The 26,538-nt window shown below is 67.7% G+C and carries 26 protein-coding genes; 21 read left to right on the forward strand and 5 right to left on the reverse strand.

Annotated elements, in window-relative coordinates:
- The first annotated feature begins 1 nt into the window (after window position 1).
- The 5 genes from fmt to SLQ33_RS12140 all read left to right on the forward strand — a co-directional run bounded on the left by fmt (window position 2) and on the right by SLQ33_RS12140 (window position 4,371).
- Complete coding sequence (gene fmt, locus SLQ33_RS12120; RefSeq protein WP_319454080.1) at window positions 2-928, forward strand: methionyl-tRNA formyltransferase; 927 nt, start codon at window positions 2-4, stop codon at window positions 926-928.
- Window positions 925-2,301, forward strand: a complete 1,377-nt coding sequence (locus tag SLQ33_RS12125) for an RsmB/NOP family class I SAM-dependent RNA methyltransferase (RefSeq protein WP_319454081.1) — start codon at window positions 925-927, stop codon at window positions 2,299-2,301. Before fmt ends, SLQ33_RS12125 begins: the two co-directional genes overlap by 4 nt.
- 23 nt (window positions 2,302-2,324) lie before the next feature.
- Window positions 2,325-3,002: a ribulose-phosphate 3-epimerase gene (gene rpe, locus SLQ33_RS12130; RefSeq protein ID WP_319454082.1), complete on the forward strand. Its 678-nt coding sequence runs from the start codon at window positions 2,325-2,327 to the stop codon at window positions 3,000-3,002.
- Between the two features lie 16 nt (window positions 3,003-3,018).
- Entirely contained in the window at window positions 3,019-4,020 is a 1,002-nt protein-coding gene (ribD, locus tag SLQ33_RS12135; protein WP_319454083.1) for a bifunctional diaminohydroxyphosphoribosylaminopyrimidine deaminase/5-amino-6-(5-phosphoribosylamino)uracil reductase RibD, read from the forward strand.
- A gap of 195 nt (window positions 4,021-4,215) precedes the next feature.
- Complete coding sequence (locus SLQ33_RS12140; RefSeq protein WP_319454084.1) at window positions 4,216-4,371, forward strand: hypothetical protein; 156 nt, start codon at window positions 4,216-4,218, stop codon at window positions 4,369-4,371.
- Window positions 4,372-4,377: 6 nt separating this feature from the next.
- Here the strand turns inward: SLQ33_RS12140 and SLQ33_RS12145 are convergent, their stop codons facing one another.
- Window positions 4,378-5,934 carry an MFS transporter gene (locus SLQ33_RS12145; protein ID WP_319454359.1) on the reverse strand — a complete coding sequence of 519 codons (1,557 nt, stop codon included), beginning with the start codon at window positions 5,932-5,934 and terminating at the stop codon, window positions 4,378-4,380.
- A complete protein-coding gene (locus SLQ33_RS12150; RefSeq protein WP_319454085.1) occupies window positions 5,934-6,635 on the reverse strand; it encodes an LppX_LprAFG lipoprotein in 702 nt (233 codons plus the stop codon). The genes SLQ33_RS12145 and SLQ33_RS12150 overlap by 1 nt, the downstream gene beginning before the upstream one ends.
- 147 nt (window positions 6,636-6,782) lie before the next feature.
- Here SLQ33_RS12150 and SLQ33_RS12155 point away from each other — a divergent pair, with 147 nt between their 5' ends.
- The 6 genes from SLQ33_RS12155 (at window position 6,783) to SLQ33_RS12180 (ending at window position 10,617) form a co-directional block, all read left to right on the forward strand.
- Window positions 6,783-7,382, forward strand: coding sequence for a riboflavin synthase (locus SLQ33_RS12155; protein WP_319454086.1), 600 nt, complete (start codon window positions 6,783-6,785; stop codon window positions 7,380-7,382).
- Between the two features lie 51 nt (window positions 7,383-7,433).
- Window positions 7,434-7,904, forward strand: coding sequence for a TIGR03618 family F420-dependent PPOX class oxidoreductase (locus SLQ33_RS12160; protein WP_319454087.1), 471 nt, complete (start codon window positions 7,434-7,436; stop codon window positions 7,902-7,904).
- A 22-nt stretch (window positions 7,905-7,926) separates the two neighbouring features.
- Window positions 7,927-8,226 (forward strand): Ig-like domain-containing protein, encoded by a 300-nt coding sequence (locus SLQ33_RS12165; RefSeq protein WP_319454088.1) that lies wholly within the window; start codon window positions 7,927-7,929, stop codon window positions 8,224-8,226.
- 114 nt (window positions 8,227-8,340) lie between these two features.
- Window positions 8,341-9,666 carry a bifunctional 3,4-dihydroxy-2-butanone-4-phosphate synthase/GTP cyclohydrolase II gene (locus SLQ33_RS12170; protein WP_319454089.1) on the forward strand — a complete coding sequence of 442 codons (1,326 nt, stop codon included), beginning with the start codon at window positions 8,341-8,343 and terminating at the stop codon, window positions 9,664-9,666.
- A gap of 13 nt (window positions 9,667-9,679) precedes the next feature.
- Entirely contained in the window at window positions 9,680-10,156 is a 477-nt protein-coding gene (gene ribH, locus SLQ33_RS12175; protein WP_319454090.1) for a 6,7-dimethyl-8-ribityllumazine synthase, read from the forward strand.
- Entirely contained in the window at window positions 10,153-10,617 is a 465-nt protein-coding gene (locus SLQ33_RS12180) for a PH domain-containing protein (protein ID WP_319454091.1), read from the forward strand. Before ribH ends, SLQ33_RS12180 begins: the two co-directional genes overlap by 4 nt.
- Here SLQ33_RS12180 and SLQ33_RS12185 read toward each other — a convergent pair.
- A complete protein-coding gene (locus tag SLQ33_RS12185) occupies window positions 10,592-11,062 on the reverse strand; it encodes a GNAT family N-acetyltransferase (RefSeq protein ID WP_319454092.1) in 471 nt (156 codons plus the stop codon). The genes SLQ33_RS12180 and SLQ33_RS12185 overlap by 26 nt on opposite strands.
- A 59-nt stretch (window positions 11,063-11,121) precedes the next feature.
- On the opposite strand from SLQ33_RS12185, the gene SLQ33_RS12190 reads away from it, so the two are divergent.
- From SLQ33_RS12190 to murD, 3 genes are read left to right on the forward strand one after another with little or no spacing between them, the layout of a single operon-like run.
- Complete coding sequence (locus SLQ33_RS12190; protein ID WP_319454093.1) at window positions 11,122-11,928, forward strand: hypothetical protein; 807 nt, start codon at window positions 11,122-11,124, stop codon at window positions 11,926-11,928.
- Window positions 11,925-13,268, forward strand: coding sequence for a hypothetical protein (locus tag SLQ33_RS12195; RefSeq protein WP_319454094.1), 1,344 nt, complete (start codon window positions 11,925-11,927; stop codon window positions 13,266-13,268). The genes SLQ33_RS12190 and SLQ33_RS12195 overlap by 4 nt, the downstream gene beginning before the upstream one ends.
- A 5-nt stretch (window positions 13,269-13,273) precedes the next feature.
- On the forward strand, window positions 13,274-14,578 hold the full coding sequence (gene murD, locus SLQ33_RS12200; RefSeq protein ID WP_319454095.1) for a UDP-N-acetylmuramoyl-L-alanine--D-glutamate ligase: 1,305 nt from the start codon (window positions 13,274-13,276) through the stop codon (window positions 14,576-14,578).
- Between the two features lie 4 nt (window positions 14,579-14,582).
- Here murD and SLQ33_RS12205 read toward each other — a convergent pair whose 3' ends face one another.
- Complete coding sequence (locus tag SLQ33_RS12205; protein ID WP_413467636.1) at window positions 14,583-16,559, reverse strand: gamma-glutamyltransferase family protein; 1,977 nt, start codon at window positions 16,557-16,559, stop codon at window positions 14,583-14,585.
- A 180-nt stretch (window positions 16,560-16,739) separates the two neighbouring features.
- Here SLQ33_RS12205 and uvrC point away from each other — a divergent pair, with 180 nt between their 5' ends.
- The 4 genes from uvrC to whiA are packed head-to-tail and all read left to right on the forward strand — an operon-like array spanning window position 16,740 to window position 21,662.
- Window positions 16,740-18,716: an excinuclease ABC subunit UvrC gene (gene uvrC, locus SLQ33_RS12210; protein WP_319454096.1), complete on the forward strand. Its 1,977-nt coding sequence runs from the start codon at window positions 16,740-16,742 to the stop codon at window positions 18,714-18,716.
- 36 nt (window positions 18,717-18,752) lie between these two features.
- A complete protein-coding gene (rapZ, locus tag SLQ33_RS12215; protein ID WP_319454097.1) occupies window positions 18,753-19,661 on the forward strand; it encodes an RNase adapter RapZ in 909 nt (302 codons plus the stop codon).
- Window positions 19,658-20,671, forward strand: a complete 1,014-nt coding sequence (gene yvcK / locus SLQ33_RS12220; protein ID WP_319454098.1) for a uridine diphosphate-N-acetylglucosamine-binding protein YvcK — start codon at window positions 19,658-19,660, stop codon at window positions 20,669-20,671. The genes rapZ and yvcK overlap by 4 nt, the downstream gene beginning before the upstream one ends.
- Window positions 20,672-20,684: 13 nt before the next feature.
- Entirely contained in the window at window positions 20,685-21,662 is a 978-nt protein-coding gene (gene whiA, locus SLQ33_RS12225; RefSeq protein ID WP_319454361.1) for a DNA-binding protein WhiA, read from the forward strand.
- A 25-nt stretch (window positions 21,663-21,687) separates the two neighbouring features.
- Here whiA and SLQ33_RS12230 read toward each other — a convergent pair whose 3' ends face one another.
- Complete coding sequence (locus tag SLQ33_RS12230) at window positions 21,688-23,082, reverse strand: esterase/lipase family protein (protein ID WP_319454099.1); 1,395 nt, start codon at window positions 23,080-23,082, stop codon at window positions 21,688-21,690.
- Between the two features lie 424 nt (window positions 23,083-23,506).
- Between SLQ33_RS12230 and SLQ33_RS12235 the strand changes: the two genes are divergently transcribed.
- From SLQ33_RS12235 to SLQ33_RS12245, 3 genes are all read left to right on the forward strand, one after another.
- On the forward strand, window positions 23,507-24,223 hold the full coding sequence (locus SLQ33_RS12235; protein WP_319454100.1) for an ABC transporter substrate-binding protein: 717 nt from the start codon (window positions 23,507-23,509) through the stop codon (window positions 24,221-24,223).
- A gap of 74 nt (window positions 24,224-24,297) precedes the next feature.
- Window positions 24,298-25,320, forward strand: a complete 1,023-nt coding sequence (gene gap / locus SLQ33_RS12240) for a type I glyceraldehyde-3-phosphate dehydrogenase (protein ID WP_319454101.1) — start codon at window positions 24,298-24,300, stop codon at window positions 25,318-25,320.
- 2 nt (window positions 25,321-25,322) lie between these two features.
- Window positions 25,323-26,534, forward strand: coding sequence for a phosphoglycerate kinase (locus SLQ33_RS12245; RefSeq protein WP_319454102.1), 1,212 nt, complete (start codon window positions 25,323-25,325; stop codon window positions 26,532-26,534).
- Window positions 26,535-26,538: the final 4 nt, after the last annotated feature.

Here is a 26,538-nt window from a genome sequence, read left to right on the forward strand (position 1 = left end):
GATGCGGATCGTCTTCGCAGGCACGCCCGAACCCGCACTTCCCTCGCTGCAGCGGCTGATCGACTCACCCCACCACGAGGTGGTCGCCGTGCTGACCCGTCCCGACGCGGCTTCGGGACGCCGAGGCAAGCCGGCCCCGTCGCCGGTGGCTGCGCTCGCGCTCGAGCACGGTCTGCCGGTGCTGCGGCCCGAGCGTCCCAACGGTGACGAGTTCGTCACCGAGCTCGCCGCACTCGCACCGGAATGCTGCGCGGTCGTCGCGTACGGCGCGCTGCTGCGCGACGGCCTGCTCGCGGTGCCGCCGCTGGGCTGGGTCAACCTTCACTTCTCCCTGCTACCCGCATGGCGGGGGGCGGCGCCCGTACAGGCCGCGATCGCGGCGGGCGACGCCGTGACCGGGGCGACGACGTTTCAGATCGAGTCCAGTCTGGACTCCGGGCCGGTCTTCGGCGTGGTGACCGAAGCCATCCGCCCCTCTGATACGGCAGGCGAACTCCTGGAACGGCTTTCGGTGTCCGGGGCGGCGCTGCTCGAAGCGACGCTGGACGGCATCGCGGACGGGTCGCTGAACGCCGTGGCGCAGCCGGCCGACGGGGTGACGATCGCGCCGAAGATCACCGTGGACGAGGCCAGGGTCCGCTGGGAGCTGCCCGCCCACGTGGTCGACAGGCGCATCCGCGCGGTAACGCCGAACCCCGGGGCGTGGACCTCGGTCGGCGACGTGCGGGTAAAGCTCGGACCCGTCGCGGTGTCCGACCGGGAAGCGTTGCCGCCAGGCGTGATTCATGTCGAACGCAACGCCGTCCTGGTCGGGACGGCGACACATCCGGTGCTGCTGGGGCTGGTGCAGCCCCCTGGGAAGAAGCCGATGGCCGCCGCGGACTGGGCGCGTGGCGCGCGGTTGGACGAGAGCGTGCGCGCCCAATGACCCGACCCCAAAACCGCCGCCCGCCGCGCCGCAAGCCGCTCGATCCCGCCCGACAGGCGGCCTTCGACGTGCTGCGCGCGGTGTCGGCACGCGACGCCTATGCAAACCTGACTTTGCCCGCACTGCTGCGCGAACGCGGCATCACCGGTCGCGACGCCGCGTTCGCCACCGAACTCACCTACGGCACCTGCCGCTGCCTCGGACTGCTCGACGCGATCATCGCCGAGGCGGCGGGCCGGGCCACCGACCTCATCGATCCAGTGCTGCTGGACCTTTTGCGGCTCGGCGCTTACCAACTGTTGCGCACCCGCGTCGAGCCGCACGCCGCCGTAGACACCACCGTCGAGCAGGCAGGCATCGAATTCGACTCGCCGCGTGCGGGTTTCGTCAACGGTGTGCTTCGTACCATCGGCAGGCGCGACGAAGCGTCCTGGGTGGCCGAGCTCGCGCCGTCCTCGGCCACCGACCCCATCGGCCACCTCGCCTTCACGCACGCGCACCCCCGGTGGATCGCACAGGCCTTCGCCGACGCGCTCGGGGCGAATGCCGGGGAGCTCGGTGCGCTGCTGGCCAGCGACGACGAGCGGCCGTTGGTGCACCTCGCCGCGCGGCCCGGCGCCATGACCGCGGACGACCTCGCCGCCGCCGTCGGTGGCACGGTCGGCCGCTATTCGCCCTACGCCGTGTACCTCACCGGCGGCGACCCCGGTTCCCTCGACGCGGTGCGGGACGGCTCCGCACAGGTGCAGGACGAAGGCAGCCAGCTGGTCGCGCGGGCGCTGACCCTCGAGCCCCTCGACGGCGGTGACGGTCGCTGGCTCGACCTGTGCGCCGGTCCCGGTGGCAAGACGGCACTCTTGGCGGCCATCGGGGCGGCGTCGGGAGCGCGCGTGACGGCCATCGAACCCACGGCGCATCGGGCCGAGCTCGTCGAGCACAACGTCCGCGGGTTCGACGTCGAGGTGCTGCGGGTCGACGGCCGTGACTCCGGGCTGGCTCCGGCGTCGTTCGATCGGGTGCTCGTCGACGCGCCGTGCACCGGGCTCGGAGCCCTGCGCCGAAGGCCGGAAGCCCGGTGGCGTCGCCAGCCCGGCGACGTACCGACTCTGGCCAAGCTGCAGCGCGAATTGCTGGCAGCGGCCATCGCGCTGACCCGTCCCGGCGGAATGGTGCTGTACGCGACCTGTTCGCCGCACCTTTCCGAAACGGTCGGCGTGGTCGCGGATGCCGTGCGCCGCCATCCCGTTCGAGCCATCGACACCCGGCCCTTGTTCGCGCCCGTTGACGAGCTCGGCGCGGGACCGCACGTGCAGCTATGGCCCCATCGGCACGGCACGGACGCCATGTTCGCGGCGGCCCTGCAGGTGACCTGACTGTTCCCGTTACGCTGACCGCCATGGCAGGACCGCTGATTGCTCCGTCGATTCTGGCCGCCGACTTCGCGAGGTTGGCCGACGAGACCGCCGCCGTGACTGGCGCCGACTGGCTGCACGTCGACGTGATGGATAACCACTTCGTGCCGAACCTCACACTCGGGCTGCCCGTGGTGGAGAGCTTGCTGAAGGTCACCGACATCCCGATGGACTGCCACTTGATGATCGACGACCCGCACCGCTGGGCGCCGCCGTACGCCGAAGCCGGGGCGTTCAACGTCACGTTTCACGCGGAGGCCGCCGACGACCCGCTCGCCGTCGCCCGGGACATCCACGCCGCGGGCGCCAGGGCCGGGCTGAGCGTCAAGCCGGGCACGCCCATCGAGCCGTACCTGGAATTGCTCCCTCACTTCGACACGCTGCTGATCATGTCGGTCGAACCCGGCTTCGGCGGCCAGAAGTTTATCCCGGAGGTGTTGACGAAGGTGGCCATCGTCCGCCGGTTGGTCGACGCGGGCGAGCTCACCATCGTGGTGGAGATCGACGGCGGCATCAACGCCGACACCATCGAGGCCGCTGCCGAGGCGGGCGTCGACTGCTTCGTCGCGGGGTCCGCGGTGTACAGCGCAGCCGACCCGGCCGTCGCCGTGGAGTCGCTGCGCCGTCAGGCCGCCGCGGCGTCCAAGCACCTGACGTCGTGAGCCCAGAGGCCGCCGAATGAACCTAGACGCCGCGATGCGGTTGGCCATCGTTCAAGGCGAACAGGTCAAGGGCACGACGTATCCGAATCCGCCCGTCGGCGCAGTGATCCTCGACCGGGACGGCGACGTCGCCGGGGTCGGCGGCACGCAACCTCCTGGCGGTCCGCACGCCGAGATCATTGCGTTGCGCAGGGCGGGGGAGCGGGCCAGAGGCGGCACCGCGGTCGTCACGCTGGAACCGTGCAACCATCATGGGCGCACCCCACCGTGCGTGGATGCCCTTGTCGCGGCGGGTGTTTCGTCAGTGGTCTTCGCGGTGAACGACCCCAACCCGGTCGCCGCCGACGGGGCCGCCCGGTTGGCCGAGGTTGGCCTCTGTGTCACCCCAGGGGTGTTGGCTCAAGAGGTCGCCGGCGGTGCGCTGCGGGAGTGGTTGCACAAACAGCGCACCGGGAGGCCGCACTTCACCTGGAAGTTCGCGACGAGCGTTGACGGGCGCAGTGCGGCCGCGGACGGAAGCAGTCAGTGGATCACCAGCGAGGCGGCCAGGGCCGACGTGCACCGACGGCGGGCGGTGGCCGACGCGATCGTGGTCGGCACCGGCACCGTGTTCGTCGATGATCCCACCTTGACCGCCCGGTTGCCCGACGGGAGCCTCGCGGAGCGGCAGCCGTTGCGCGTCGTCGTCGGGGAACGCGAAATATCTTCGGAGGCAAGGGTCCTCAACGACGACTCGCGCACCATGGTGATCCGTACCCGCGACCCCAACGAAGTGGTGCAGGCGATGGCCGACCGCACCGACGTGCTCGTCGAGGGCGGGCCGACGTTGGCTGGGGCATTCCTGCGGGCCGGGGTGATCGACCGGATCGTGGCCTACGTCGCACCCATCCTGTTGGGCGGGCCGATCACTGCGGTCGACGACGTCGGCGTGCTGAGCATCGCCCAAGCGCAGCGGTGGACGTTCGACGGCGTCGAGCAGGTGGGGCCAGACGTGCGGTTGAGCTTGATTCCCGGATAACGGGTGAGATCGGGAATTCCTTTGGCCCACAATGTGACTGCCGTCACGTCGATTTGGTCATCGTTGGGTGACTCGTTACCGGTTCGAGACACGCGCAGGAGGCTTGGGACCGGGATGGGACCGGCGGTCCCGGTAAAATCGAGGGAGCCGACCGGGCTACCTGGTCCGGTCGCCAATCGAAAAGGACGACAGAGCGTGACTGCATTGCAGGACTGGCTCAGTTTTCGCCCAGTCGATCAGAACGTCATCAGGGACCTGGTGTGCCGCCCGCTTCGCGCGGTGCTGAGCACGCCCGACTCCCGGGAGCGCAACGAGTTCAAGACGATGGGCGCCGGCGTCGAACGCTGCTGAGCCGCACTACTGAGCGGCGCCGACGACCTCGGCTTGCGGGTCGGGGTCCTCGGCGTGCTCGTGTCGGCCGGCAATCAGTAGTCCGAGCACGGCGCCGGCGACGCATACGCACGCCGTGACGGCCAATATGTCGCCGAACTGCATCACATACGCCGCGCGGTATCTGCACCCGACCATGGCGAGCGGGGACTCGCCGATGCATTCCTGGGGTACGCCCATGGTCTGCATGTATTGGGTGAGTCGGTAGAGGCCCCACGCGCTCAGCGCCGAGATGCCGACCAACATGCCGATCATCCGGGATACCACCACGGCGGCCGAGGCGATGCCGTGCTGCGCGGCGGGCACCACGCGCAGGGTCGCAGACGTCAGCGGTGCGATGACCAGCCCGAGACCGACACCCGCCAGCAACAGGTCGGTGGCGAGGGTGGGCACGGTGAAGAGGCCGAGGTCGTGATGCGCCGTCAGCACGTCCACCGTCCAGTGCGAAATCAGCCAGTACGCGGCGCCAGCGATCAAGAGGCCTACGAACGTGACGATCCGATCGCCGATCTTGGTGGCGATGAATCCGCCGACAAGTGCACCGATCGGGAGCGCGATGAGGAACCACAACAGCAGGAATGCCGCCTCGTTCTGATCCTTTCCAAGCACGCCGCGCCCGAACAATTCAACGTTGACCAGCGTGACCATCAGTGCCGCGCCAGTGCACAGGGATGAACCGAGCGCGGCCAGGAACGGCCGGAAGCGCACGCCGGCCGGTTCGATCAACCGAGTGCGGGCGAACTTCTCCCATACGAAGAAGGCGATGGCGACGGCCAGCGCTCCACCCAGCAGCGGCAGCCCCCAACTCGGAAACACTTGCTTGCCGTCCGGTTCGGGGTTGTACATGCCGACGACGGCGAGGCCGAGCGCGACCGCGAGCAGAATGCCGCCGACGACATCGACCTTCTCCCTCGGACCGTCCTTCTGCTTGCCCGGCAGGCTGAAGTGGATCATCACCATCGCGGCCAATGCCAGTGGCACGTTGATCCAGAACACCGACTGCCAATGGTGGAACAGCCAGACGCCCGCGATGCCGTAGAGCGGGCCGATCACACTGCCGAATTCCTGCGCCGCACCGATCCCGCCGAGCACCGCGGCCCGGTTGCGCTGCGCCCATAGGTCGGCGGCCAGCGCCAAGGTCACGGGTAGCAGCGCCCCGCTGGCGGTGCCCTGGATGACGCGGCCGATGACGAGCATGACGAGGTCGGTGGACAGTGCGGTGACTACGGACCCGATCGCGAATCCGGCGAGGCTGACCTGGAGCAGCAGTTTGCGCCCAAACCGGTCCGACGCCCGGCCCAGCAGTGGCATCGCGGCGATGTAGCCAAGGAGATAGCCCGTGATGATGGGCGTGACCTGCTGAATCTTGTTGATGGCGATGCCGACGTCGCTCATGATGTCGGTCATGATCGTCACCACGACGTAGGTGTCGAGCGCGCCGAGCAGCACCGCAAGTGCTCCGGCCGTGATCGCCGTGCGTCTACTGGTGGCCGCCGGCGCCCCGGCGGCGTGGGCGCCCGCCACTAAACGGCGGGCTTGGTAACGGTGACGGGCTCGCCCCACTTGGACATCGTCATCTGGACGTTGCTGTCCTTGGTGACGTCCAATTTGGCCTGGACGAGGTCGTTCTTGCCGTCCGTGCTGATCCACGCCGTGCCGGGGACCGGACCGGTGGCGGCGATCTGCGGTGCGATCTTGTTCACGCCGTCGGCACTGACGTCACCGGTGACCTTGTACGTCTCAACGCCGTTGACGGTCTCGCGGCCGTCGGTCTTGCCGTTGGAGAAGCTCGCCAGCACGTTGGCCAGGCCGGTGTTCGGGTTGAGGATCGCGGATACGTCGTAAATGTCGGCGGCGGGGCCAAAGTCGCTCCAGCTGCCCGGCGTCAACGCGCCAAAGAGCGTGCCGTCCATGACGACGAATTCGACGTCGCTGACCTTCTGACCGAGGAAGACGATGTCGGCCTTTCCCGAAGCGGCGACGGCCGGAGTGTTGGTGAGGTCCCCGGTCAGCTTGGCGATCGGGAGTTCCTTGATCTCACCGGTGGTGGTGAGTTCGAGGTGCACGCTCTGTAGGTCTTTGGTGGTCTTGTTGGAATCGGCAAGCAGCGTGGTCGCATCGGGCAGCGCCTCGCTGGACTTCGAGTCCGAGGAGCAGCCGGCGATCAACGCTGCGGCGGTGAGGAGAGAGGCGAACAGGACAGCAAGGCGGGCGGGCGTCTGCATAACTGCATCGTAGAGGGTCTGGCTGGCTGGACGTTCCGCCCGTGGACGTCGGAGCCGGCGCTGCGCTGGTCGAGGCGATGATCGACGAGATGCGGCTCTAGGTTCGGTGGGCAGGAGCGCAGCGACCGGGGGATTAACCTTGCACTCATGTTTACCGGCATCGTCGAAGAGTTGGGTCAGGTCGTCGGCAAGGAGGACCTCACCGACGCCGCTCGCTTCGTCATCCGTGGTCCGCTCGTCACCACCGACGCCGGGCACGGCGACTCGATCGCCGTCAACGGGGTGTGCCTCACCGTCGTGGACGTGCTGCCCGACGGGGCATTCACCGCCGACGTGATGGCGGAGACCCTGAACAGGTCGAGCCTGCGGGGCGTCGACGTCGGCAGCCACGTCAACCTCGAACGGGCGGCGGCGGTCAACAGCCGGCTCGGCGGCCACATCGTGCAGGGCCACGTCGACGGCACCGGACACGTCCTTGCCCGCACGCCGTCGGAACATTGGGAGGTGGTCCGGATCGCCCTTCCCTCCGCCGTGTCGCGCTACGTCGTCGAGAAGGGGTCGATCACCGTCGACGGAATCTCGCTGACGGTGTCGGCGCTCGGGGAGGACTGGTTCGAGGTGTCGCTGATCCCCACCACATTGGCGTTGACGACGCTCGGCCGAGCGCCCGTCGGCACCGCGGTGAACCTCGAGGTCGACGTCATCGCCAAGTACGTGGAACGGCTGCTTGGCTCCAAACTCAGCTAGATGCTTGGCAATTCGACGGTTCGGAAGACCAGCTCGATGCACACTGATCGCATGACAGCCGCTGATCTGCCCGAGGCGCCGATCCCCGATACCCACGTCGGCATTCTGGAAACTGCGCTGATGGCGATGGTGAGCACCATCAGCCGGCGGGACGGACTCATCTCGACCAATCCGGTCGGCTTCGACTGGGACGGTGAGTACGTCCGGCTGAGCACGCTGAAGTCGCGGCGCAAGTACCACAACCTGGTGGCCAATCCGCAAGTGACGTTCTGCGCAGTAGATCCGGCAGTTCCGACCCGGTACCTCGAGATCCGGGGTTACGCGGAGCTCAGCGACGACCCGGAACGGACGTTGAGCAAGAAGTTGGTCGGCCGCACGAGCGGCAAGGAAGTGGACCTCGACGAACCGGACGCACAGCGGGTGATCATCAAGATCGTTCCCACGAGTGTGTCGGCCCCGACGTTGTACGGCGGCCGAATGGATCAGCGCGCTACGGAGCACGCCGTACCTCAATCCCCGTAACGCAAGCAACGGGTACGGCGGGGTGACGTCCATCACTAAGACGGTGACGCTCACCCCGTACAACACGAACCCGTCCTACACCGTCAACAAGACCGGGTTGCTCACCCTGCGGACCATCACCTTCAGCGGCAGCGACGGCGAGAGCGACACCCTGGCCTACACGGTGATCGCGGGTCCCACGAAGGGCATCCTCACACCCGGCTTGCTGGGCATTTACACCTACGTGCCCAACAACTTGCTGTTCCCTGCCGCCGACAGCATCACGGTCCGCGTGACCGACGGACACGGTGGGTCATACGAACAACTCATCAGCCTGCCCTGACAGCTGACCAACCCAGTGGTCGGGAGCGGCAATACTCCCCGCGTCCCCGTGGTTCATACTGAAGTCAGTTGATTGGTCCTAGCTGAAATCGCTTATCTGAACTAGGTGGCAGGGATGACGAGGCTCGATTCCGTCGAACGGGCGGTCGCCGACATTGCGGCGGGTAAGGCCGTGGTCGTCATCGACGACGAGGACCGCGAGAACGAAGGCGACCTGATCTTCGCCGCCGAGAAGGCCACGCCCGAACTCGTCGCGTTCATGGTCCGCTACACGTCCGGTTACCTATGCGTGCCACTCGACGGCGCCATCTGCGACCGGCTGGGGCTGCTGCCGATGTACGCGGTCAACCAGGACAAGCACGGCACCGCATACACCGTCACCGTCGACGCGAGAGAGGGTGTGGGGACCGGTATTTCGGCCTCCGACCGCGCGACCACGATGCGCCTGCTCGCGGACCCGACCGCCAAGGTCGACGACTTCACCAAACCTGGCCACGTCGTCCCGCTGCGGGCCAAGGACGGCGGAGTGCTGCGCAGGCCCGGCCACACCGAGGCCGCCGTCGACCTGGCCCGGCTGGCTGGGCTGCAGCCGGCAGGCGCGATCTGCGAGATCGTCAGCCAGAAGGACGAAGGGGACATGGCGCAGACCGACGAGCTGCGCGTCTTCGCCGACGAGCACGACCTGGCGCTCATCTCCATCGCTGACCTCATCGAGTGGCGCCGCAAGCACGAGAAGCACATCGAGCGCATCGCCGAGGCCCGCATCCCGACCCGCTACGGAGAGTTCCGCGCGGTCGGCTACACCAGCATCTACGACGACGTGGAGCACGTCGCGCTGGTCCGCGGCGACGTCGCTGGTCCCGAGGGCGACGGGCACGACGTCTTGGTGCGCGTCCACTCCGAGTGTTTGACGGGTGACGTATTCGGCTCGCGCCGCTGCGACTGCGGTCCGCAGTTGGATGCCGCGATGGCGATGATCGCCCGTGAGGATCGCGGTGTGGTGCTCTACATGCGCGGCCACGAGGGGCGTGGCATCGGGTTGCTGCACAAACTGCAGGCCTACCAGTTGCAGGACGCGGGGCACGACACCGTCGACGCCAATCTCAAGCTGGGCCTGCCCGCCGATGCCCGCGACTACGGGATCGGCGCGCAGATCCTCGTCGACCTCGGCATCCGGTCCATGCGGTTGCTCACCAACAACCCGGCCAAGCGCGTCGGTTTGGACGGCTACGGCCTGCACATCATCGAGCGGGTTCCGTTGCCCGTGCGCGCCAACGCCGACAACATCCGGTACCTGATGACAAAGCGCGACCGGATGGGCCACGACCTGTCCGGGCTCGAGGACTACGACGAGTCGGTTCGGATGGACGGCTACGACGAGGCGGTCTACCTGCTCGGCCACCGGCTGCCGCCTACCGGCGACGCGGGTGAGGTGCAGTGAGCTCGGTCGACGCATGAGCGGAGGCGCGGGCGTCCCGGAGCTGCCGGTGCTGGACGCCGGGGGTGTGAAACTCGCCGTCGTGGCGAGCACGTGGCACCCAGTCATCTGCAATGCGCTGCTGGAAGGCGCGCTGAGGGAGGCGAAGGCAGGACACGTCGATGACCCCACGGTCGTCCGGGTGCTCGGTGCCATCGAGATCCCGGTCGTGGCACAAGAATTGGCCCGCACCCACGATGCGGTCGTCGCGCTCGGCGTGGTGATCCGGGGCCAGACGCCGCACTTCGACTACGTCTGCGACGCGGTCACCCAAGGGTTGACCCGGGTGTCGCTCGACGAGGCCACCCCCGTGGCCAACGGCGTGCTCACCACCAACGACGAGGAGCAGGCCATGGACCGGGCCGGGTTGCCCGGTTCGGCCGAGGACAAGGGCGCGCAAGCTGTGGCCGCCGCACTGTCAACGGCCCTGCTGCTGCGTGGGCTGCGGTCGTGAGCGACTGGGATCTCGAAGTCAAACCGCACCTGACGCCGTACTTCGCGTATGCCGCGGCGTTCGCGATCGCGGCCGCGCACATCGCCGTGGGATTCCTTCTGAAAGTCGGCACCAGCGGCGTGATCTTCCAAACCTCCGATCAGGTGGCCATGGCGATCCTTGGCCTCATCCTCGGTGCGGTCGTACTGCTGTTCGCCCGCCCACGACTGAGGGTTGGCGCGTCGGGCATCGCGGTGCGAAATCTGTTGACCTACCGGCTGATTCCATGGTCGGACGTGGTCGGCGTCTCCTTTCCGCAAGGTGCCCGGTGGGCACGTGTCGACCTGCCAGACGACGAATACGTGCCCGCCATGGCCATCCAGTCGGTCGACAAGGAACGTGCGGTCGAAGCCATGAACGAGGTGCGCGCGTTGGTGTCGAGGTATCGCCCGGACGTCAGCCCACGCTCAGCGACATCGTGAGTTCCTCTGTCGGGGTTGGGTCTTCCACCACCGCCACGCGAAAGCCCAGTGCCTCGTACACCCGCAGGGCCGAGGCGTTGGCGGCCTGAACCCGAAGCGTGACGGTGCGCGCCCCCTCGGTGCGAGCCCAGTCCACCGCCGCGGACAGCAGGGCCCGGCCCAATCCGTGGCCCCTCGCCTCTGGTTCGAGCCAGAGCGAGTACAGATACACCGAATCGACGTGCTCCCGCTGCGCTCCGATCAGCCCGACGGGGCGGTCGTCGACGAACGCGGCGAACTGGGCGTGCGCGCGCAGCCGGCGGCGCCACTGTGCTGCGGTGAACGTCGACTCCTGTCGAGACTGAGCATCGTGGTCGCCCAGTGTGTCGGTCAGGGCCTGTAGTCGAAGTTCTGCGAACACGCGCCAGTCCGACTCGGTCAGGCGGCGCAGCCGGGGCGCGTTCACTGTGGGCTCATGCGGCGACGAACGGTTCCATTGCTCCAGTACGATAGAATGTGCTGATAGTGACCGATTTTCGCATGTCGACGACCGCTCTGGACGTCGTATCCACCGCAACGCACGGGATGCGTGAAATCAGTCGTCCATTGGTTCCCGCCACGCACCTCGTCGCCCGTCCGGGAACCAGCCCCACCATCACCTTGCCGGTTCCGTCCGGCCACCGCCCCGACGTCGATGCGCTCTGGGCGTTCCTGGCCGAGGCCGCCGACTTCTTCGGCACGCCGATGCCGGATCGCGAGGCATTGTCGGCGGCCCTTCACCCGTTCGTCGAGCGGGCCGCGGCCGTGCCGATGGTCGCGCTCGACGTCACCGTCGTCGAGCTCGACGGATCCGGCCACTGCGTCGTCACGGGCACCGAGGTTCAACCCGTCCGGACGGATCCAGTACGCATCGACGTGTGCGACGTCGAGTCCCCGCTGACACGGGCCGACGATCCGTCATGGCGTCGGATGGCCGCCCGCACCACCAGCAGGGGAGCAGAGGACCAGCTGCGCCGTTGGCTCAACGGCCGCGGGTACGCCGACGGCGTATCGGTCGGCGCCGTGCTCGGCGCCCCGTTCCTTGGTGCGTTGATATTCCAGCGCGGTGACGACCTGTGTGGGCTCGACAACCCCGAACCCACGTCGATCTTGAACCAACTGCAGCAGTGCGGCGCCATCGCCGACGTCCGCCGGACCCAGCAGTGTCCCGCGGACGCCGAGCACGCGTGGTGGATCTCACCGCGCTTCGAGATCCAACCGGTCGGTGCCGTTGGCGCGACGCACTTTTCCGTCGACCACGGGGCCGTCCCGACGTTCGCGAGGGTGCGATGACCGACACGTTCGATCCGAAGTCGTTCGCGGCCATGACCATCGACGGCTACGACTTCGCCGACGGAACGTTCACCGCGCATTACACGCTGCGCGGAACCCAGGACGTCTCGTTCGCCGAGGTGGTGAACTTCTCGGCGGCGCTCGGCGATCGGCGTCCCGACGAGCGGCTGCTCGGGCTGCTCGCCTTGACGTGTTCGTTGAGCTACTACAAGGCTGCCGCCCCGGCCCGCATCGACATCGCCTTTCCGACTGCGGAATTCGAGCAGCAGCACCTCCGGGAGCTCATCACGGGCGGGCTCGGCGAGTTCGCCTACCGCAACTCGCTTCCCGATGCGTTGACCCCGGTAGTCTCCGGTCCCGTCGGCGAACGCGTCGCGCCGTCGTCCGACGACGAATGGGATGCCGGCGGCGACCCGCTGGTTCCCGTCGGCGGCGGCAAGGACTCGGTGGTGACGATCGAGGCGCTCAAGCGTGACGGCATGCACCCGATGCTGTTCAGCGTCAACAAGTTCGACCCCATCGATCGCTGCATCGCCATCAGCGGACTCGACAGCGTGCGCGTGACGCGCAGCATCGACCGCCGCCTCATCGAGGTCAACGACGCGGGCGCCTACAACGGCCACATCCCCGTGACGGCGATCAACAGCGTCATCGGCTTGATCGTCGCCGACGCGAATGGGTTGGGACCCGTGGTGTTCTCCAACGAGCGTTCGTCCAACATCGGAAACGTCAACTGGCTCGGTCACGATGTGAATCACCAGTGGTCCAAGAGCATCCACTACGAAACGCTGCTGCGTAACACGCTGGAGCGGTTGGGATTCAACCCCGATCGCTACTTCTCCCTGCTGCGAGGATTGTCCGAGTCCGAGATCGCCGACCGATTCCGCGCCTGCTCCGCGTACTTCCGCGACTTCATCAGCTGCAACAGACCATTCGCGCTCGACGCGGGCCGGCGGGGCGCCACGTGGTGCGGGCACTGCCCGAAGTGCCTGTTCGTCTTCGTGCTCTTGGCGCCGCGGCTGGGCCGGGCCGAGGTCGAGTCGATCTTCGGCCGCAACCTGTTCGCCGAGCCCGACAATCGACCAGGCTTCTCCGACATCGTCGGACTCGGCGTGCACAAGCCGTTCGAGTGCGTCGGCGAGTACTACGAGGCCGCCGAGTCCCTTCTCTCAGTGTTGGACGACGAACAGTGGCGCGGCCTGCCCCTGGTCGAGGAATTCCGCACGCGACGAGGCGAATTGGAGGCGGTCGCGGCCGCCCCGGACGAGTCCGGCTCCGCCGTGCAGTACGTGCCGGCCAAGTACGCGGCGACCTTGGCCTTCGCCGAGCTGCCCGGCTGACGTCGATGGGTAGCGCCGTGCCCGACCTCGCGGGCCTGGTCGTCGGAATCTGGGGTTTCGGCCGCGAGGGGTTGTCGATGGCCAGGACGGCAGCGGCCGCTGGTGCCGCGCGCATCGACGCAGTCGACGACGCGGGCCGCAGTCGCATCGAAATGCCCAGCGACATACCGCAACTGACCGTCCATCGCGGTGCCGAACACCTGGATCTGCTGCGCCATTGCGACATCGTCTTCGTCAGCCCCGGCGTGCCATGGGCGCAACCGCTCTTCGCGGAACTTCGCGCGTCGGGTAAGCGGGTGTCCAGCGCGGCCGACTGGTTCGTGGCTCAGCACGGGGCCCGCACCATCGGCGTCACGGGTACCAAGGGCAAGAGCACCACCGCGTCGTTCCTTGGTCACCTGCTGAACTCGCTCGGCGTCCGTGCGGTCGTGGCAGGCAACATCGGCACGCCGCTTTCGGACCTTGCGGCGGACGACGACGCGGTGGTCGTCGCCGAGCTGTCGAGCCAGCAGGCTGCGCTTCTGTCCGCCGCTCCCGCGATCGCGATCGTCACGAATCTTCACGAGGACCACCTCGATTGGCATGGCGACGTGGGCGCGTACTACCTGGCGAAGGCCAACGTGTTCCGCGACGGCGCGCGAACGTTGGTGACGACACCGGAGACGGTGTCCACGTTCGAACGCGCGGGCGTTACGTCGTTTCCGTCGCTAGTGCTGGTCGACCCGAGCACCATCGACCGACCGTCCGAGGAGACGGCGATGAGCTACGAGCACAACCTCATCAATGGTGCGCTGGCCATCGCGGCGGCGGCCGAACTCCTCGGCAGGCCCGTTACCGTCGCGGAGGCGGACTCCGCGCGACGGACGTTCGAGGGCTTGCCGCACCGGCTGCAGAACGTGCGCACGACCGGACGGATCCGCTGGATCGACGACACCCTGGCCACGACGGGGGAGAGCGTCGTCGCCGCGCTCAAGGCGATGCGCGCCGACGACCACGTCGCGTTGATCGTGGGCGGAATGGACCGCCAGCTGCACTACGGGCAGGTCGACGACTATCTGTGCAGCGGCGCCCGGCGGGTGACGCTGATCCAGGCGCCCACCAACGGCTCCGCGATCGGCCACGAGTACGCCGCGCGGCACCCGGAGCAGGTGCACGTCGTCGGTAGCCTCGACGAGGCGGTGCAAACGGCGGCCTCGTTGCCGGACGTCGACGTGGTGCTGCTGTCGCCGGGCGCGGCAAGCTACGACCTTTTCGTCAACTACGAGGCGAAAGCCGCTGCGTTCTGCGAGCTCATCGACGGTCTGGGTTGACCGATCAGCCGCCGGTGTCGCCCATCACCAATCCCTCGCGGCGCGGGTCTGCGCCGCCCAGCCAGCCGGGACCGTCGCGCACGATGGCCGACAATCCACTGGATTGGTCGGCGAGGTCGACCTGATGCCCCAACGCCCGCAGCCCCTGCACCAGCGGATCGTGGTCACCATTATCAGAGGTATCGATGACCGGGTGCTCCCCGCCAACGTTGGTCTTTGGCGAGTTGGCGGCGCCGAAGTCCACCGCGGACACCGCCTGCTGCGAATCCAGATCCCAATCCATCATGCTCACAATGGTTTTCACCACGAATTGGATGATCAGCGCGCCGCCCGGCGAACCCAGTACCGCGTACAGCCGACCGCGACCCGATGGCTCGCGGTCGAACACCAGCGTGGGTGCCATCGAGCTGCGCGGCCGCTTTCCGGGCTGGATCCGGTTTGCCACCGGTGTGCCGTCCGGACCGACCGGCTCGGCGGCGAAGTCGGTCAGCTGGTTGTTCAGAATGAAACCGTCCACCATGTGGAACGAACCGAAGGCCGATTCCACGGTGGTCGTGAACGAGGCCGCATTGCCGTACTGGTCGACCACGCTGATGTGGCTGGTGCCGTGCTCGGGGGTCGGCGGAACCGGCGCGGTCGGGGGGCTGAACTCTCCTGGCTTCGCGGTGCCCATGGTGTGCTGTTCGGAGATCAGTGCGGCCCGCCCGGCCAGGTAGGCAGGGTTCAGCAGGGTGTTGGGCGAGCCGCCAGGCAGCGGCACGAAATCCGTGTCGGCGACGTACTTGTCGCGATCGGCGTAGGCCAGTCGCTCGGCTTCGGAGATCAGGTGCACACCCATCACGGAGGGTCGACCGCCGTTGAGGTCGACGTCGGTGGGCCCGTGGCTGCTCAATGTGAAGTGCTCGAGGATGCCCAGGGTGGCGGCCACCGTGGTGCCGCCCGACGACGGCGGGGGCATGCCGCAGATCTCACGGTCGCGATACCCCGAGCACAGGGGCTCGCGCTTCTTGGCGGTGTAGCCGGACAGGTCTTCGGGCGTCATCAGGCTGGGCGTACGGCCACCCGAGGTGTCGGCGGCGGCCGCCACGATGGCGCGGGCGATGTCGCCGGTGTAGAACGACTGCGGGTCGGAAGCAATGACCCCCAACGTCTTTGAGTAGGCCGGGTTGGTCAGCCGGGTTCCCGACGTCTTGGGGCTGCCGTCGGGATTGAGGAAGTAGGCGGCGGCTTCGGGGTCGGCGCGCAATTGGGGCGCGGCATCGGCGATGGCGGAGGCCAGTCGGGCGCTGACGTCGAATCCATCGTCTGCCAACGCGACTGCGGGATCGAACAGATCGCGCCACGCCGTCTTGCCGTGTTCGTCGTGCACGTCCTGCAGCAGGCGCACGATTCCTGGTACCCCGATCGATCGACCCGATGCCCGCGCGTCGGGTTGCGGCTCGGTGCGGTTGACGTCGTCGATCCAGCGCAGGTAGTTCTCGGTGGCTGCCGCGGGGGCGACCTCGCGTCCGTCGTAGGCCTGCACCGAGCCGGATGCGGCGTCGTAGTACAGCAGGAACCCGCCCCCGCCGACACCGGAGGACTGCGGCTCCACCAATCCCAGCACCGCCTGCGCGGTGACGAGTGCATCGGCGGCGGTCCCGCCGCTGCGCAGCACTTCGCACGCCTTCTGGGTGGCCAGCGGATTCGCGGTGGCCACCGCGTAGTGAGCGGTGCGCACCGCCGTCATGCCCTTGCGGTAGCCGGTGGCGACCTCGGGATTGGTGGAGATGTTCCTGGAGGTGGTCGCCGACCCGCTTGCCGGGGCCGCGGTCGTTTTGGGTGCAGGGGTGCCGTTCGGGATGACCGAACAGGGGCCCGCCACCGTGGTGGGCGGTGCGTTCTCCTCGGCGGCGCATCCGGCCAGCACCAGCACGACGCTGGCCAGCAGTGCCGTGATTTTGGCGGAGCGCAAGAACCGCACCATTCGAAGGTAGTTCATCGGCATGGTCTCCCGGGCGACTCTGCGTCGAGGACCCCCTTTAGTTCGCGGTGGTGCACCGCACGCGAACAGTTCGGTGTCATCGACGCACTGTGGCGACACTCGGTGCGTACCGCGTTGGTGCAAGGCACCATCGGCGGTACTCAAATCGGGTCACACCGCGGCAGTAACCTGGAATGCGTGCCCGATCCAGCGACGTACCGGCCTGCCCCCGGGTCGATACCCGTCGAGCCAGGCGTCTACCGGTTCCGCGACCCGCACGGGCGCGTCATCTACGTCGGCAAGGCGAAGAGCTTGCGCAGCCGGCTCAACTCCTACTTCGCCGATCTGTCCGGGTTGGCGCCGCGCACCCGCCAGATGGTCATGGCGGCGGGCAGCGTCGAGTGGACGGTCGTCGGCACCGAAGTCGAGGCGCTGCAGCTCGAGTACAACTGGATCAAGGAGTTCGATCCACGGTTCAACATCCGGTACCGCGACGACAAGTCGTACCCGGTGCTCGCCGTCACCCTCAACGAGGAGTACCCGCGGTTGTTCGTCTACCGGGGCCCGCGGCGCAAGGGGGTGCGCTACTTCGGCCCGTACTCACACGCATGGGCTATTCGCGAGACGCTCGACCTGCTCACCCGTGTCTTCCCGGCCCGTACGTGTTCTGCCGGAGTGTTTCGGCGGCACAACCAGATTGGCCGGCCTTGCCTGCTCGGCTACATCGACAAGTGCTCGGCCCCGTGCATCGGCCGGGTGAGCGCCGAAGAGCACCGCAAGATCGTGCTGGACTTCTGTGACTTCCTGGCCGGCAAGACCGACCGACTAGCCCGTGACATGGAACAGCAGATGGCGGCCGCGGCAGAGCAACTCGACTTCGAAAGGGCCGCCCGGCTGCGGGACAACATCTCGGCGCTCAAGCGTGCGCTGGAGAAGCAGACCGTGGTGTTCGGCGACGGTACCGACGCCGACGTGGTGGCCTTCGCCGACGACGAGCTCGAGGCGGCGGTCCAAGTGTTCCACGTGCGGGGCGGACGGGTGCGCGGCCAGCGTGGGTGGGTCGTCGAAAAGACTGGTGACCCAGGCGAATCCGGGACAAAGTACCTCGTCGAACAGTTCTTGACACAGTTCTACGGCGACCAGGCCGAACTGGGCGGCGCCGCCGACGAGGCGACCAACCCGGTTCCGCGCCAAGTGCTGGTGCCGGTGCTGCCCGACAACGCCGAAGAGCTGGCCACCTGGCTCACCGGGCTGCGCGGGTCGGGGGTTCGGCTGCGCGTCGCCGTACGTGGCGACAAGCGCGCGTTGGCCGAGACGGTGCACCGCAATGCGCAGGATGCGCTCCAGCAGCACAAGCTCAAGCGTGCGGGTGACTTCAACGCGAGATCGGCGGCGCTGCAGAGCATTCAGGAGTTCCTCGGGCTGGCCAACGCGCCGCTGCGCATCGAGTGCATCGACATCAGCCACGTGCAGGGCACGGACGTCGTGGCGTCGTTGGTGGTGTTCGAGGACGGGCTGCCACGCAAGTCGGACTACCGGCACTACGCAATCCGTGAGGCGGCCGGCGACGGCCGCTCCGACGACGTCGCGTCGATCGCCGAGGTCACCCGCAGGCGCTTCCATCGACACGTTGCCGACGCCGACCGCCCGATCGTCGAGGATGGAAAATCGCGAAGATTCGCCTATCCGCCAAACCTTTTCGTCGTCGACGGCGGCGCGCCCCAGGTGAACGCTGCCGCAGCGGTACTCGACGAACTCGGCGTCACCGACGTCGCCGTCATCGGGCTGGCGAAGCGGCTCGAGGAGGTCTGGGTGCCGTCGGAGCCCGACCCCGTCATCATGCCGCGCAACAGCGAAGGGCTCTACCTGCTGCAGCGAATACGCGACGAGGCGCACCGGTTCGCGATCAGCTACCACCGCAGCAAGCGGTCCAAGCGAATGACGGCGTCGGCGCTCGACGACGTGCCCGGCCTTGGCGAACAGCGACGCAAGGCGCTGGTGACACACTTCGGATCGGTGGCCAAGCTCAAGAGCGCCACCGTCGACGAGATCACCGCGGTCCCCGGGATCGGCGTCGCGACGGCCAACGCGGTGCTCGCCGCGCTCGGTGGGCCGGGCGAATCGGGCGCGCCCGCCGGGCTCATCGGCGATGATCAGCACAGGGCATCGGGATGACGGACGACGTTGTTCAGCGAGGGGTGGCGATCGTGCATGAGTGAGCACGTGCAAGACGATCGCCTCGACGACCATGAGGCCGCGGGCATCGACGTCGTCCTGGTCACCGGACTCTCGGGGGCGGGGCGAGGCACGGCGGCGAAGGTGCTGGAGGACCTCGGCTGGTACGTCGCGGACAACCTGCCGCCCGAGCTGATCGCCAGGATGGTCGAACTCGGGCTGGCGGCGGGCTCCCGGATCACGCAACTGGCGGTCGTCATGGACGTGCGCTCCCGCGGGTTCACCGGTGATCTCGACTGGGTTCGAACCGACCTGGCGGCTCGTCAGATCACGCCCCAGGTGCTGTTCTTGGAGGCTTCCGACGACATCCTGGTGCGGCGCTACGAGCAGAACCGCCGCAGTCATCCGCTTCAGGGCAATCAGACACTGGCCGAAGGCATTACCGCCGAGCGGGCCATGCTCGCCCCCGTCCGTGCCGTCGCGGACCTCGTCATCGACACGTCGACGTTGTCGGTGCACGAACTCCGGGCGAGCATCGAGCGTGCCTTCGGCGGCGAGGCCGTCGCGCACACGGCGGTGACCGTCGAGTCGTTTGGGTACAAGTACGGGCTGCCGATGGATGCCGATACCGTGATGGACGTCCGGTTCCTGCCGAACCCACACTGGGTCGACGAACTGCGCCCACACACCGGGCAGCACGAGGCCGTCAGGGACTACGTCCTCGGGCAACCGGGGGCGGCGGAGTTCATCGACACCTACCATCGGCTGCTGAACGTCGTGATCGACGGCTACCGCCGGGAGGGAAAGCGATACATGACCGTCGCCATTGGGTGCACGGGCGGCAAGCACCGCAGCGTCGCGATCGCGGAAGCGCTCGCGGCCCGGTTGCAGGGTGGTGACCAGTTGTCGGTGCGGGTGCTGCACCGCGACTTGGGGCGCGAATGAGCGCGCGCATCGTCGCCCTCGGCGGAGGGCACGGCCTGTACGCGACGCTGTCGGCGGCGCGACGACTCACGCCGTACGTCACCGCGGTGGTGACGGTCGCCGACGACGGCGGCTCGTCGGGCCGGCTGCGCAGCGAGCTGGAGGTCGTGCCGCCAGGCGACCTGCGAATGGCGTTGGCGGCGTTGGCATCCGATAGTCCGCACGGCCAATTGTGGGCCACCATCATCCAGCACCGATTCGGTGGGAGCGGTGCACTTGCCGGTCATCCGATCGGCAACCTGCTCCTGGCCGGGCTCAACGAGGTGCTTGCCGATCCTGTCGCCGCGCTCGACGAGCTTGGCCGCATGCTTGGGGTCAAGGGCCGCGTGTTGCCGATGTGTCCCATCGCACTGCAGATCGAGGCCGACGTCGCCGGCCTGGAATCCGATCCGCGCATGAGCAGGGTGATCCGCGGACAGGTGGCCGTCGCCACGACGGTGGGCAAGGTGCGCCGAGTGCGGCTGCTACCCGGCAATCCGCCCGCGACCCGGCAGGCGGTCGACGCGATCATGTCCGCCGATCTGGTGGTGCTGGGCCCTGGCTCGTGGTTCACGAGTGTGATCCCGCACGTCTTGGTGCCCGAGCTGGTGTCCGCACTGCAGGCGTCGCCTGCTCGTCGCGCGTTGGTGCTCAATCTCGTGGCGGAGCCGGGGGAGACGGCGGGCTTCTCCGCCGAACGTCACATTCACGTGCTGGCACAACATGCGCCAGGATTCACCGTGCACGACATCGTCGTCGACGCGGCCCGCGTACCAGGCGAACGCGAACGCGAGCAGCTCAGGCACACCGCCGCTCTGTTGGATGCCCGAGTTGAGTTTGCTGACGTATCCAGACCTGGTACACCTTTACATGACCCGGCCAGGTTGGCCGCGGCCTTGGAGCGCGTGCGGCTGCGCGGCAGCACACCTGCGAACACGCTTCAGGAGCCGACGGTACCCACGTCCGCAACACGGTCGGTCGACGAGAGGTGACGGTTTCGTGGCGATGACAGCCGAGGTCAAGGACGAGCTCAGTCGTCTGGTCATCAACCAGGTGAGTGCGCGTCGGGCCGAGGTGGCCTCTCTGTTGCGGTTCGCCGGTGGGCTGCACATCGTGGCCGGGCGCGTCGTCGTCGAGGCGGAGGTCGACCTCGGGGTCATCGCGCGACGACTCCGCAAGGACATTCACGACCTGTACGGCTACAACGCGGTGGTGCACGTGCTGTCGGCCAGCGGTCTTCGCAAGAGCACCCGATACGTCGTGCGGGTGGCGCAGGACGGCGAGGCGTTGGCGCGGCAGACGGGTCTGCTGGATCTGCGCGGTCGACCGGTGCGTGGGCTTCCAGCCCAAGTGGTGGGTGGCAGCGTCGCTGACGCCGAAGCCGCTTGGCGCGGAGCGTTTCTCGCGCACGGGTCGCTCACCGAACCGGGTCGCTCGTCGGCGTTGGAGGTCAGCTGCCCCGGGCCGGAGGCGGCCTTGGCGCTCGTCGGTGCGGCGCGTCGGTTGGGCGTCAGCGCGAAGGCGCGCGAGGTGCGGGGCAGCGATCGCGTCGTCGTTCGCGACGGAGAGGCCATCGGTGCGCTGTTGACCCGGATGGGCGCCCAGGACACGCGACTGGTGTGGGAGGAGCGACGGCTGCGCCGCGAGGTGCGGGCCACGGCGAACCGCTTGGCGAACTTCGACGACGCAAACCTGCGCCGCTCGGCGCGCGCGGCGGTGGCGGCGGCGGCGCGGGTCGAGCGAGCCTTGCAGATTCTCGGTGACACCGTACCCGATCACCTGGCCACGGCCGGCAAATTGCGCGTGGAGCATCGGCAGGCGTCATTGGAGGAGTTGGGCCGGCTGGCCGACCCGCCCATGACGAAAGACGCTGTGGCCGGCCGTATTCGGCGACTGCTGTCGATGGCCGATCGCAAGGCCAAGCAGGATGGGATCCCCGACACCGAGTCGGCGGTCACCCAGGATCTGCTCGACGACGCCTAGCCCGCACCGGCCGCTCACGGCTGAGTCAGGCGGCGACCACGTTCAGATTCTGCAGCGTATTGGCCGCCGGATTGCTCGCCAGCGCGTCGAGCACCGCCGCCCAGGTGAGTGGACTCGTGATGATGTTCGCGTGACCGAGGACGAGACCCGGATTGCCGTCCTGAAGGACGATGTTCGTGACGTTCGGGCCTTGTAGGGCCTGTTGGGTGTACGGGGTGACGACCTCGTCGTTCATGCTGGCGATCGTGGTGTAGAGCACCCCAGCGCGAGTGTCGCCGTCGCCGTAGACCTCCTGCTGGAACGGCGACGTGACGGCCTGCTGGTACAGGGCCTGCCCGATGACGTTGGCAATGTCGACGAACAACGATCCCAGGATTGGCAGCGATTGCAACGCGATCAGGCCATCGAGATCGGTGCCGTGGTTACTCGGCGCTATCCCGATGAGCTGCGAAACCTTGGCCGCACCACCAAGTTTGTTGATGTAGTACACGGGCAGGATGCCACCGCCCTGAGAGTGACCGATCAGGATGACCTTCGGGGCGCCAGTTTCGGCGAGCACTCTGTCCACCTCGGCGGCGAGTTGCAGGCCGGACTGCCTGATGTCGTCGGTGGACTGGATGGGGAAGTTCGGATCCGAGGTGACGTTGCCGTAATTGAAGGTGTAGACCTTGTAGCCCGCGTTGGCCAGGACGGGTGCTCCGACGGACCAGTTTTCGCCCTGTGTCGCAATGGTCCCGTTGAGCAGGATGACGGGTAGCGGATGCTCGGGTGTGACGCCGATCGACGGGTCATTCGCACCGGCCGGGGGCTTCGTCGGATTGAAGAATCCCAGCCCGTCGAGGATGCCGTAGTTGACGGTGAACGGGCCTTCGGTGGGATCGATCAGCGGCCCCCCAACGAGCGTGCGGCCAACGGCGGCAGCGGCATTGGCGACGGTGGTGGCGAGCAAGTAGGGCACGCCAAGGAAGCTGTCCTGCCCGAAGGCTTGCGCGACGGTGTTCGCGACCGTGTGTATCGCCGAAACCGCGACCGTTCCTACGTCCGCGACCAACCCGGCCACCTGCAGGCCAAGCGGTGGTGGGCTGGCTCCGACGGGATCAGCCGCGGGAACGACCGCAGAGATGTTCGACGTCGCCGGGGCGTTGCCGACCGCTGATCGAGCGCTGCGCACGTCTGGTGCAGCGGTGACTGCCGGCTCCGGCTCGGATGCGGCGGCCGCGGCCACGCTTGCCGACGGGGTGGGACGTTTCGACTTGTTCGAGCGGTCGGTCGTCAGGGGCGTTACCGGCACCACGTCGACTGCGGCCGCGTCGAGGTCGGGAGGGACTTCGTCGGGAACGGTGGGCTGCGGCGTTTTGGGCGTGCTCGTGTCGACGGCCGCCGGGGTGTGGACCTTCGCGTCCGCGTCGACCGGGCCCACCTGCGGTGGGCTGGTCGCGGAGGTGGGCTTGGGACCGGAGCCAGTCGGGTCACTGATTCCAGTGGTCTTCGGGGGGTCGTTAGTGGTGTCAGCGCTAACGTGCGCTTCGGGAGCTTCGTGTTGGGATGGCTGACTCGACGTTGCGCCCGGTTTTCCCTTTTCGACACCCGGCGCAGACGGGTCGTCGTCGGCATGGGCAACACCACTGGCCAGCGCGATGGAGGTGTACAAGGCCAGGACGAACGCGGCGAGCAGGAGCCTGCACCACGCTTGCCATGCCGATGTGCGAACCGTTAGCGAGCAAACGCGGCTACTGGACAAATCTGGCCTCCCAACCCGAGCGTTCGGACCATAACTGCTCGGCCGGGCTACGTTTCGCCGTTTGCACACACCGGCCCCGAGTCAACCGGCTTAGGTTGGAGGCATGACGACGCTGAGAGTCGGTGTGGCCTACCCGGACCCGCCGTTCAACGGCATGGGCGACGACGGTGGCGGGTTGGACATCGACCTCATCGAGGCCATCGGCGCGGCACTGGGGGCGTCGATCCGCCTGATCGCCTACGACGGCCCCGACTTCAACGGGATCTTCGATGCACTCGGCGCTGGCGATTACGACTGCGTCATCGCGGGAACCACGGTGACCCCCGACCGTCGACGCAAGGCCGCGTTCGCACCGCCGTATCTGATTTCGGGCCAGTCGCTGGCCGTCGACACCGCGCGGTTGCCGAACGTGCGATCCATCGACGACCTGACCGGGTTGACCATCGGCGTCCAACACGGCAACACCAGCCAACCGATCGCCGAACGCCTTGTCGCCGAGGGCAAGGCCGCTGCCGTCCGCGGCTACGACTACGGCGGCATCAGAACCGCGCTGGCCGACCTGACCTCAGGCGGATGCGACGCGTTCATGAAGCTGGCCCCGGTGCTGACCGAACTCGTCAGACCCTTCGCGGATGTAGAGGTGGTGCAGCAAGGCATCTCACGGGAGGAGCTCGCCATCGCGGTGGCGCTCGGCGACGACGTGACGTTGCAGCAGCTCACCAGCGCCCAAGCCGGACTCGAGGACGACGGCACGCTGCAGGGCATCCGGGCCAAATGGCTCGGCAACCCGTACCGCGACCAGGGCCTGGCGGCGCACTGACCAGCCTGCGCGACGCGAAGCGCTCGCTACTAGGCTGAGCTCCGGGTAGTTCATCACCGACTAAGGAGACATGCGTGACCATCCGCGTAGGCGTTAATGGCTTCGGTCGCATTGGCCGTAACTTCTTTCGGGCCCTCGACGCGCAGAAGGCGGCGGGCGCCAACACCGACATCGAGATCATCGCGGTCAACGACCTGACCAGCAACGCGACGCTCGCTCACCTGCTGAAGTTCGACTCGATCCTGGGCCGGCTGCCCTACGAGGTCAGCCTCGAGGGCGACGACACCATCGTCGTCGGCAACACCAAGATCAAGGCTCTCGAGGTCAAAGAGGGGCCAGCGGCCCTTCCCTGGGGCGACTTGGGCGTCGACATCGTCGTGGAGTCCACCGGCATCTTCACCAAGCGCGACAAGGCGCAGGGCCACCTGGACGCCGGCGCCAAGAAGGTGATCATCTCCGCGCCCGCCAGCGATGAGGACATCACGATCGTGCTGGGCGTCAACGACGACAAGTACGACGGCAGCCAGAACATCATCTCCAACGCCTCGTGCACCACGAACTGCCTCGGCCCGCTGGCCAAGGTGCTCAACGACGAGTTCGGCATCGTCAAGGGCCTGATGACCACGATCCACGCCTACACCCAGGATCAGAACCTGCAGGACGGTCCGCACAGCGACCTGCGTCGCGCCCGTGCCGCCGCGCTGAACATCGTGCCGACCTCCACGGGTGCGGCCAAGGCCATCGGCCTGGTACTGCCCGAGCTGAAGGGCAAGCTCGACGGCTACGCGCTGCGGGTGCCGATCCCCACCGGTTCGTGCACCGACCTGACGGTGGAGCTCTCGAAGTCGGGTACCGCCGCGGAGATCAACGCCGTCTTCAAGGCGGCCGCCGAAGGCACGCTCAAGGGCATCCTCAAGTACTACGACGCTCCGATCGTCTCGAGCGACATCGTCACCGACCCGCACAGCTCGATCTTCGACTCGGGGCTGACGAAGGTCATCGACAACCAGGCCAAGGTCGTGTCGTGGTACGACAACGAGTGGGGTTACTCGAACCGCCTCGTCGACCTCGTGGCGTTGGTCGGTAAGTCGCTCTGACCGTGGCTGTTTCGACGCTCGAAGATCTTCTCGCGGACGGCGTCGAGGGCCGGGGCGTGCTGGTGCGCTCCGACCTGAACGTCCCGCTCGACGACGACGGTCAGATCACCGATCCGGGCCGCATCATCGCGTCCGCGCCCACGTTGAAGGCGCTTTCCGATGCTGGGGCCAAGGTGATCGTCACGGCGCACCTCGGTCGCCCGAAGGGTGGTCCGGAACCCGAGTTCTCGCTGGCTCCCGTCGCGGCGGCACTCGGCGAGCAGCTCGGCAGGCACGTCCAGTTGGCCGGCGACGTGGTCGGCACCGACGCGCTCGCGCGCGCCGAGGGGCTGACCGACGGTGACGTGCTGCTGCTGGAGAACATCCGCTTCGACTCGCGCGAGACCAGCAAGGACGACGCCGAACGGCTGGCGCTGGCGAAGGCGCTAGTCGAACTCGTCGGTGACGACGGCGCATTCGTTTCCGACGGGTTCGGCGTGGTGCACCGCAAGCAGGCGTCGGTGTACGACGTCGCGACCCTGCTGCCGCACTACGCGGGGACGCTGGTGGCCGCCGAGGTCAAGGTGCTCGAGCAGTTGACGAGCTCGACCGAGCGTCCGTACGCGGTGGTGCTCGGCGGGTCCAAGGTGTCGGACAAGCTGGCCGTCATCGAGAACCTGGCGCAGAAGGCCGACAGCCTGATCATCGGCGGCGGCATGTGCTTCACCTTCCTTGCTGCGCAAGGGGTTCCGGTCGGCACCTCGCTGCTGCAGGAGGAGATGATCGACACCTGCCGCAAGTTGCTCGAGGACTACGGCGACGTAATTCACCTACCGGTGGACATCGTCGTCGCCGCGGAGTTCTCGGCAGACTCGCCGCCGGAGACCGTCGACGCCGACCGCATCCCCGAAGGCAAGATGGGCCTGGACATCGGCCCCGGCTCGGTGCGGCGATTCACCACGCTCTTGTCCAACGCCAGGACGATCTTCTGGAACGGCCCGATGGGCGTCTTCGAGTTTCCGGCGTTCGCGGCCGGCACCAAGGGCGTCGCGGAGGCGATCGTCGGGGCAACGGCGAAGGGCGCGTTCAGCGTGGTCGGTGGCGGTGACTCGGCTGCGGCCGTGCGTCAACTCGGCCTGCCCGAGGACGGGTTCTCGCACATTTCCACCGGAGGCGGGGCGTCGCTCGAATACCTTGAGGGCAAGACGCTACCCGGCATCGAAGTACTGAACTAGGAGT

It is taken from the genome of Mycobacterium sp. RTGN6, assembly GCF_033804605.1.
GTDB lineage: Bacteria > Actinomycetota > Actinomycetes > Mycobacteriales > Mycobacteriaceae > Mycobacterium.

Coding starts and splice junctions, on each gene's coding strand:
- fmt (WP_319454080.1), top strand. CDS start 2: ATGCGGATCGTCTTCGCAGGCACGCCCGAACCCGCACTTCCCTCGCTG.
- SLQ33_RS12125 (WP_319454081.1), top strand. CDS start 925: ATGACCCGACCCCAAAACCGCCGCCCGCCGCGCCGCAAGCCGCTCGAT.
- rpe (WP_319454082.1), top strand. CDS start 2,325: ATGGCAGGACCGCTGATTGCTCCGTCGATTCTGGCCGCCGACTTCGCG.
- ribD (WP_319454083.1), top strand. CDS start 3,019: ATGAACCTAGACGCCGCGATGCGGTTGGCCATCGTTCAAGGCGAACAG.
- SLQ33_RS12150 (WP_319454085.1), bottom strand. CDS start 6,635: ATGCAGACGCCCGCCCGCCTTGCTGTCCTGTTCGCCTCTCTCCTCACC.
- SLQ33_RS12155 (WP_319454086.1), top strand. CDS start 6,783: ATGTTTACCGGCATCGTCGAAGAGTTGGGTCAGGTCGTCGGCAAGGAG.
- SLQ33_RS12160 (WP_319454087.1), top strand. CDS start 7,434: ATGACAGCCGCTGATCTGCCCGAGGCGCCGATCCCCGATACCCACGTC.
- SLQ33_RS12170 (WP_319454089.1), top strand. CDS start 8,341: ATGACGAGGCTCGATTCCGTCGAACGGGCGGTCGCCGACATTGCGGCG.
- ribH (WP_319454090.1), top strand. CDS start 9,680: ATGAGCGGAGGCGCGGGCGTCCCGGAGCTGCCGGTGCTGGACGCCGGG.
- SLQ33_RS12195 (WP_319454094.1), top strand. CDS start 11,925: ATGACCGACACGTTCGATCCGAAGTCGTTCGCGGCCATGACCATCGAC.
- murD (WP_319454095.1), top strand. CDS start 13,274: ATGGGTAGCGCCGTGCCCGACCTCGCGGGCCTGGTCGTCGGAATCTGG.
- SLQ33_RS12205 (WP_413467636.1), bottom strand. CDS start 16,559: ATGAACTACCTTCGAATGGTGCGGTTCTTGCGCTCCGCCAAAATCACG.
- rapZ (WP_319454097.1), top strand. CDS start 18,753: ATGAGTGAGCACGTGCAAGACGATCGCCTCGACGACCATGAGGCCGCG.
- yvcK (WP_319454098.1), top strand. CDS start 19,658: ATGAGCGCGCGCATCGTCGCCCTCGGCGGAGGGCACGGCCTGTACGCG.
- whiA (WP_319454361.1), top strand. CDS start 20,685: ATGACAGCCGAGGTCAAGGACGAGCTCAGTCGTCTGGTCATCAACCAG.
- SLQ33_RS12235 (WP_319454100.1), top strand. CDS start 23,507: ATGACGACGCTGAGAGTCGGTGTGGCCTACCCGGACCCGCCGTTCAAC.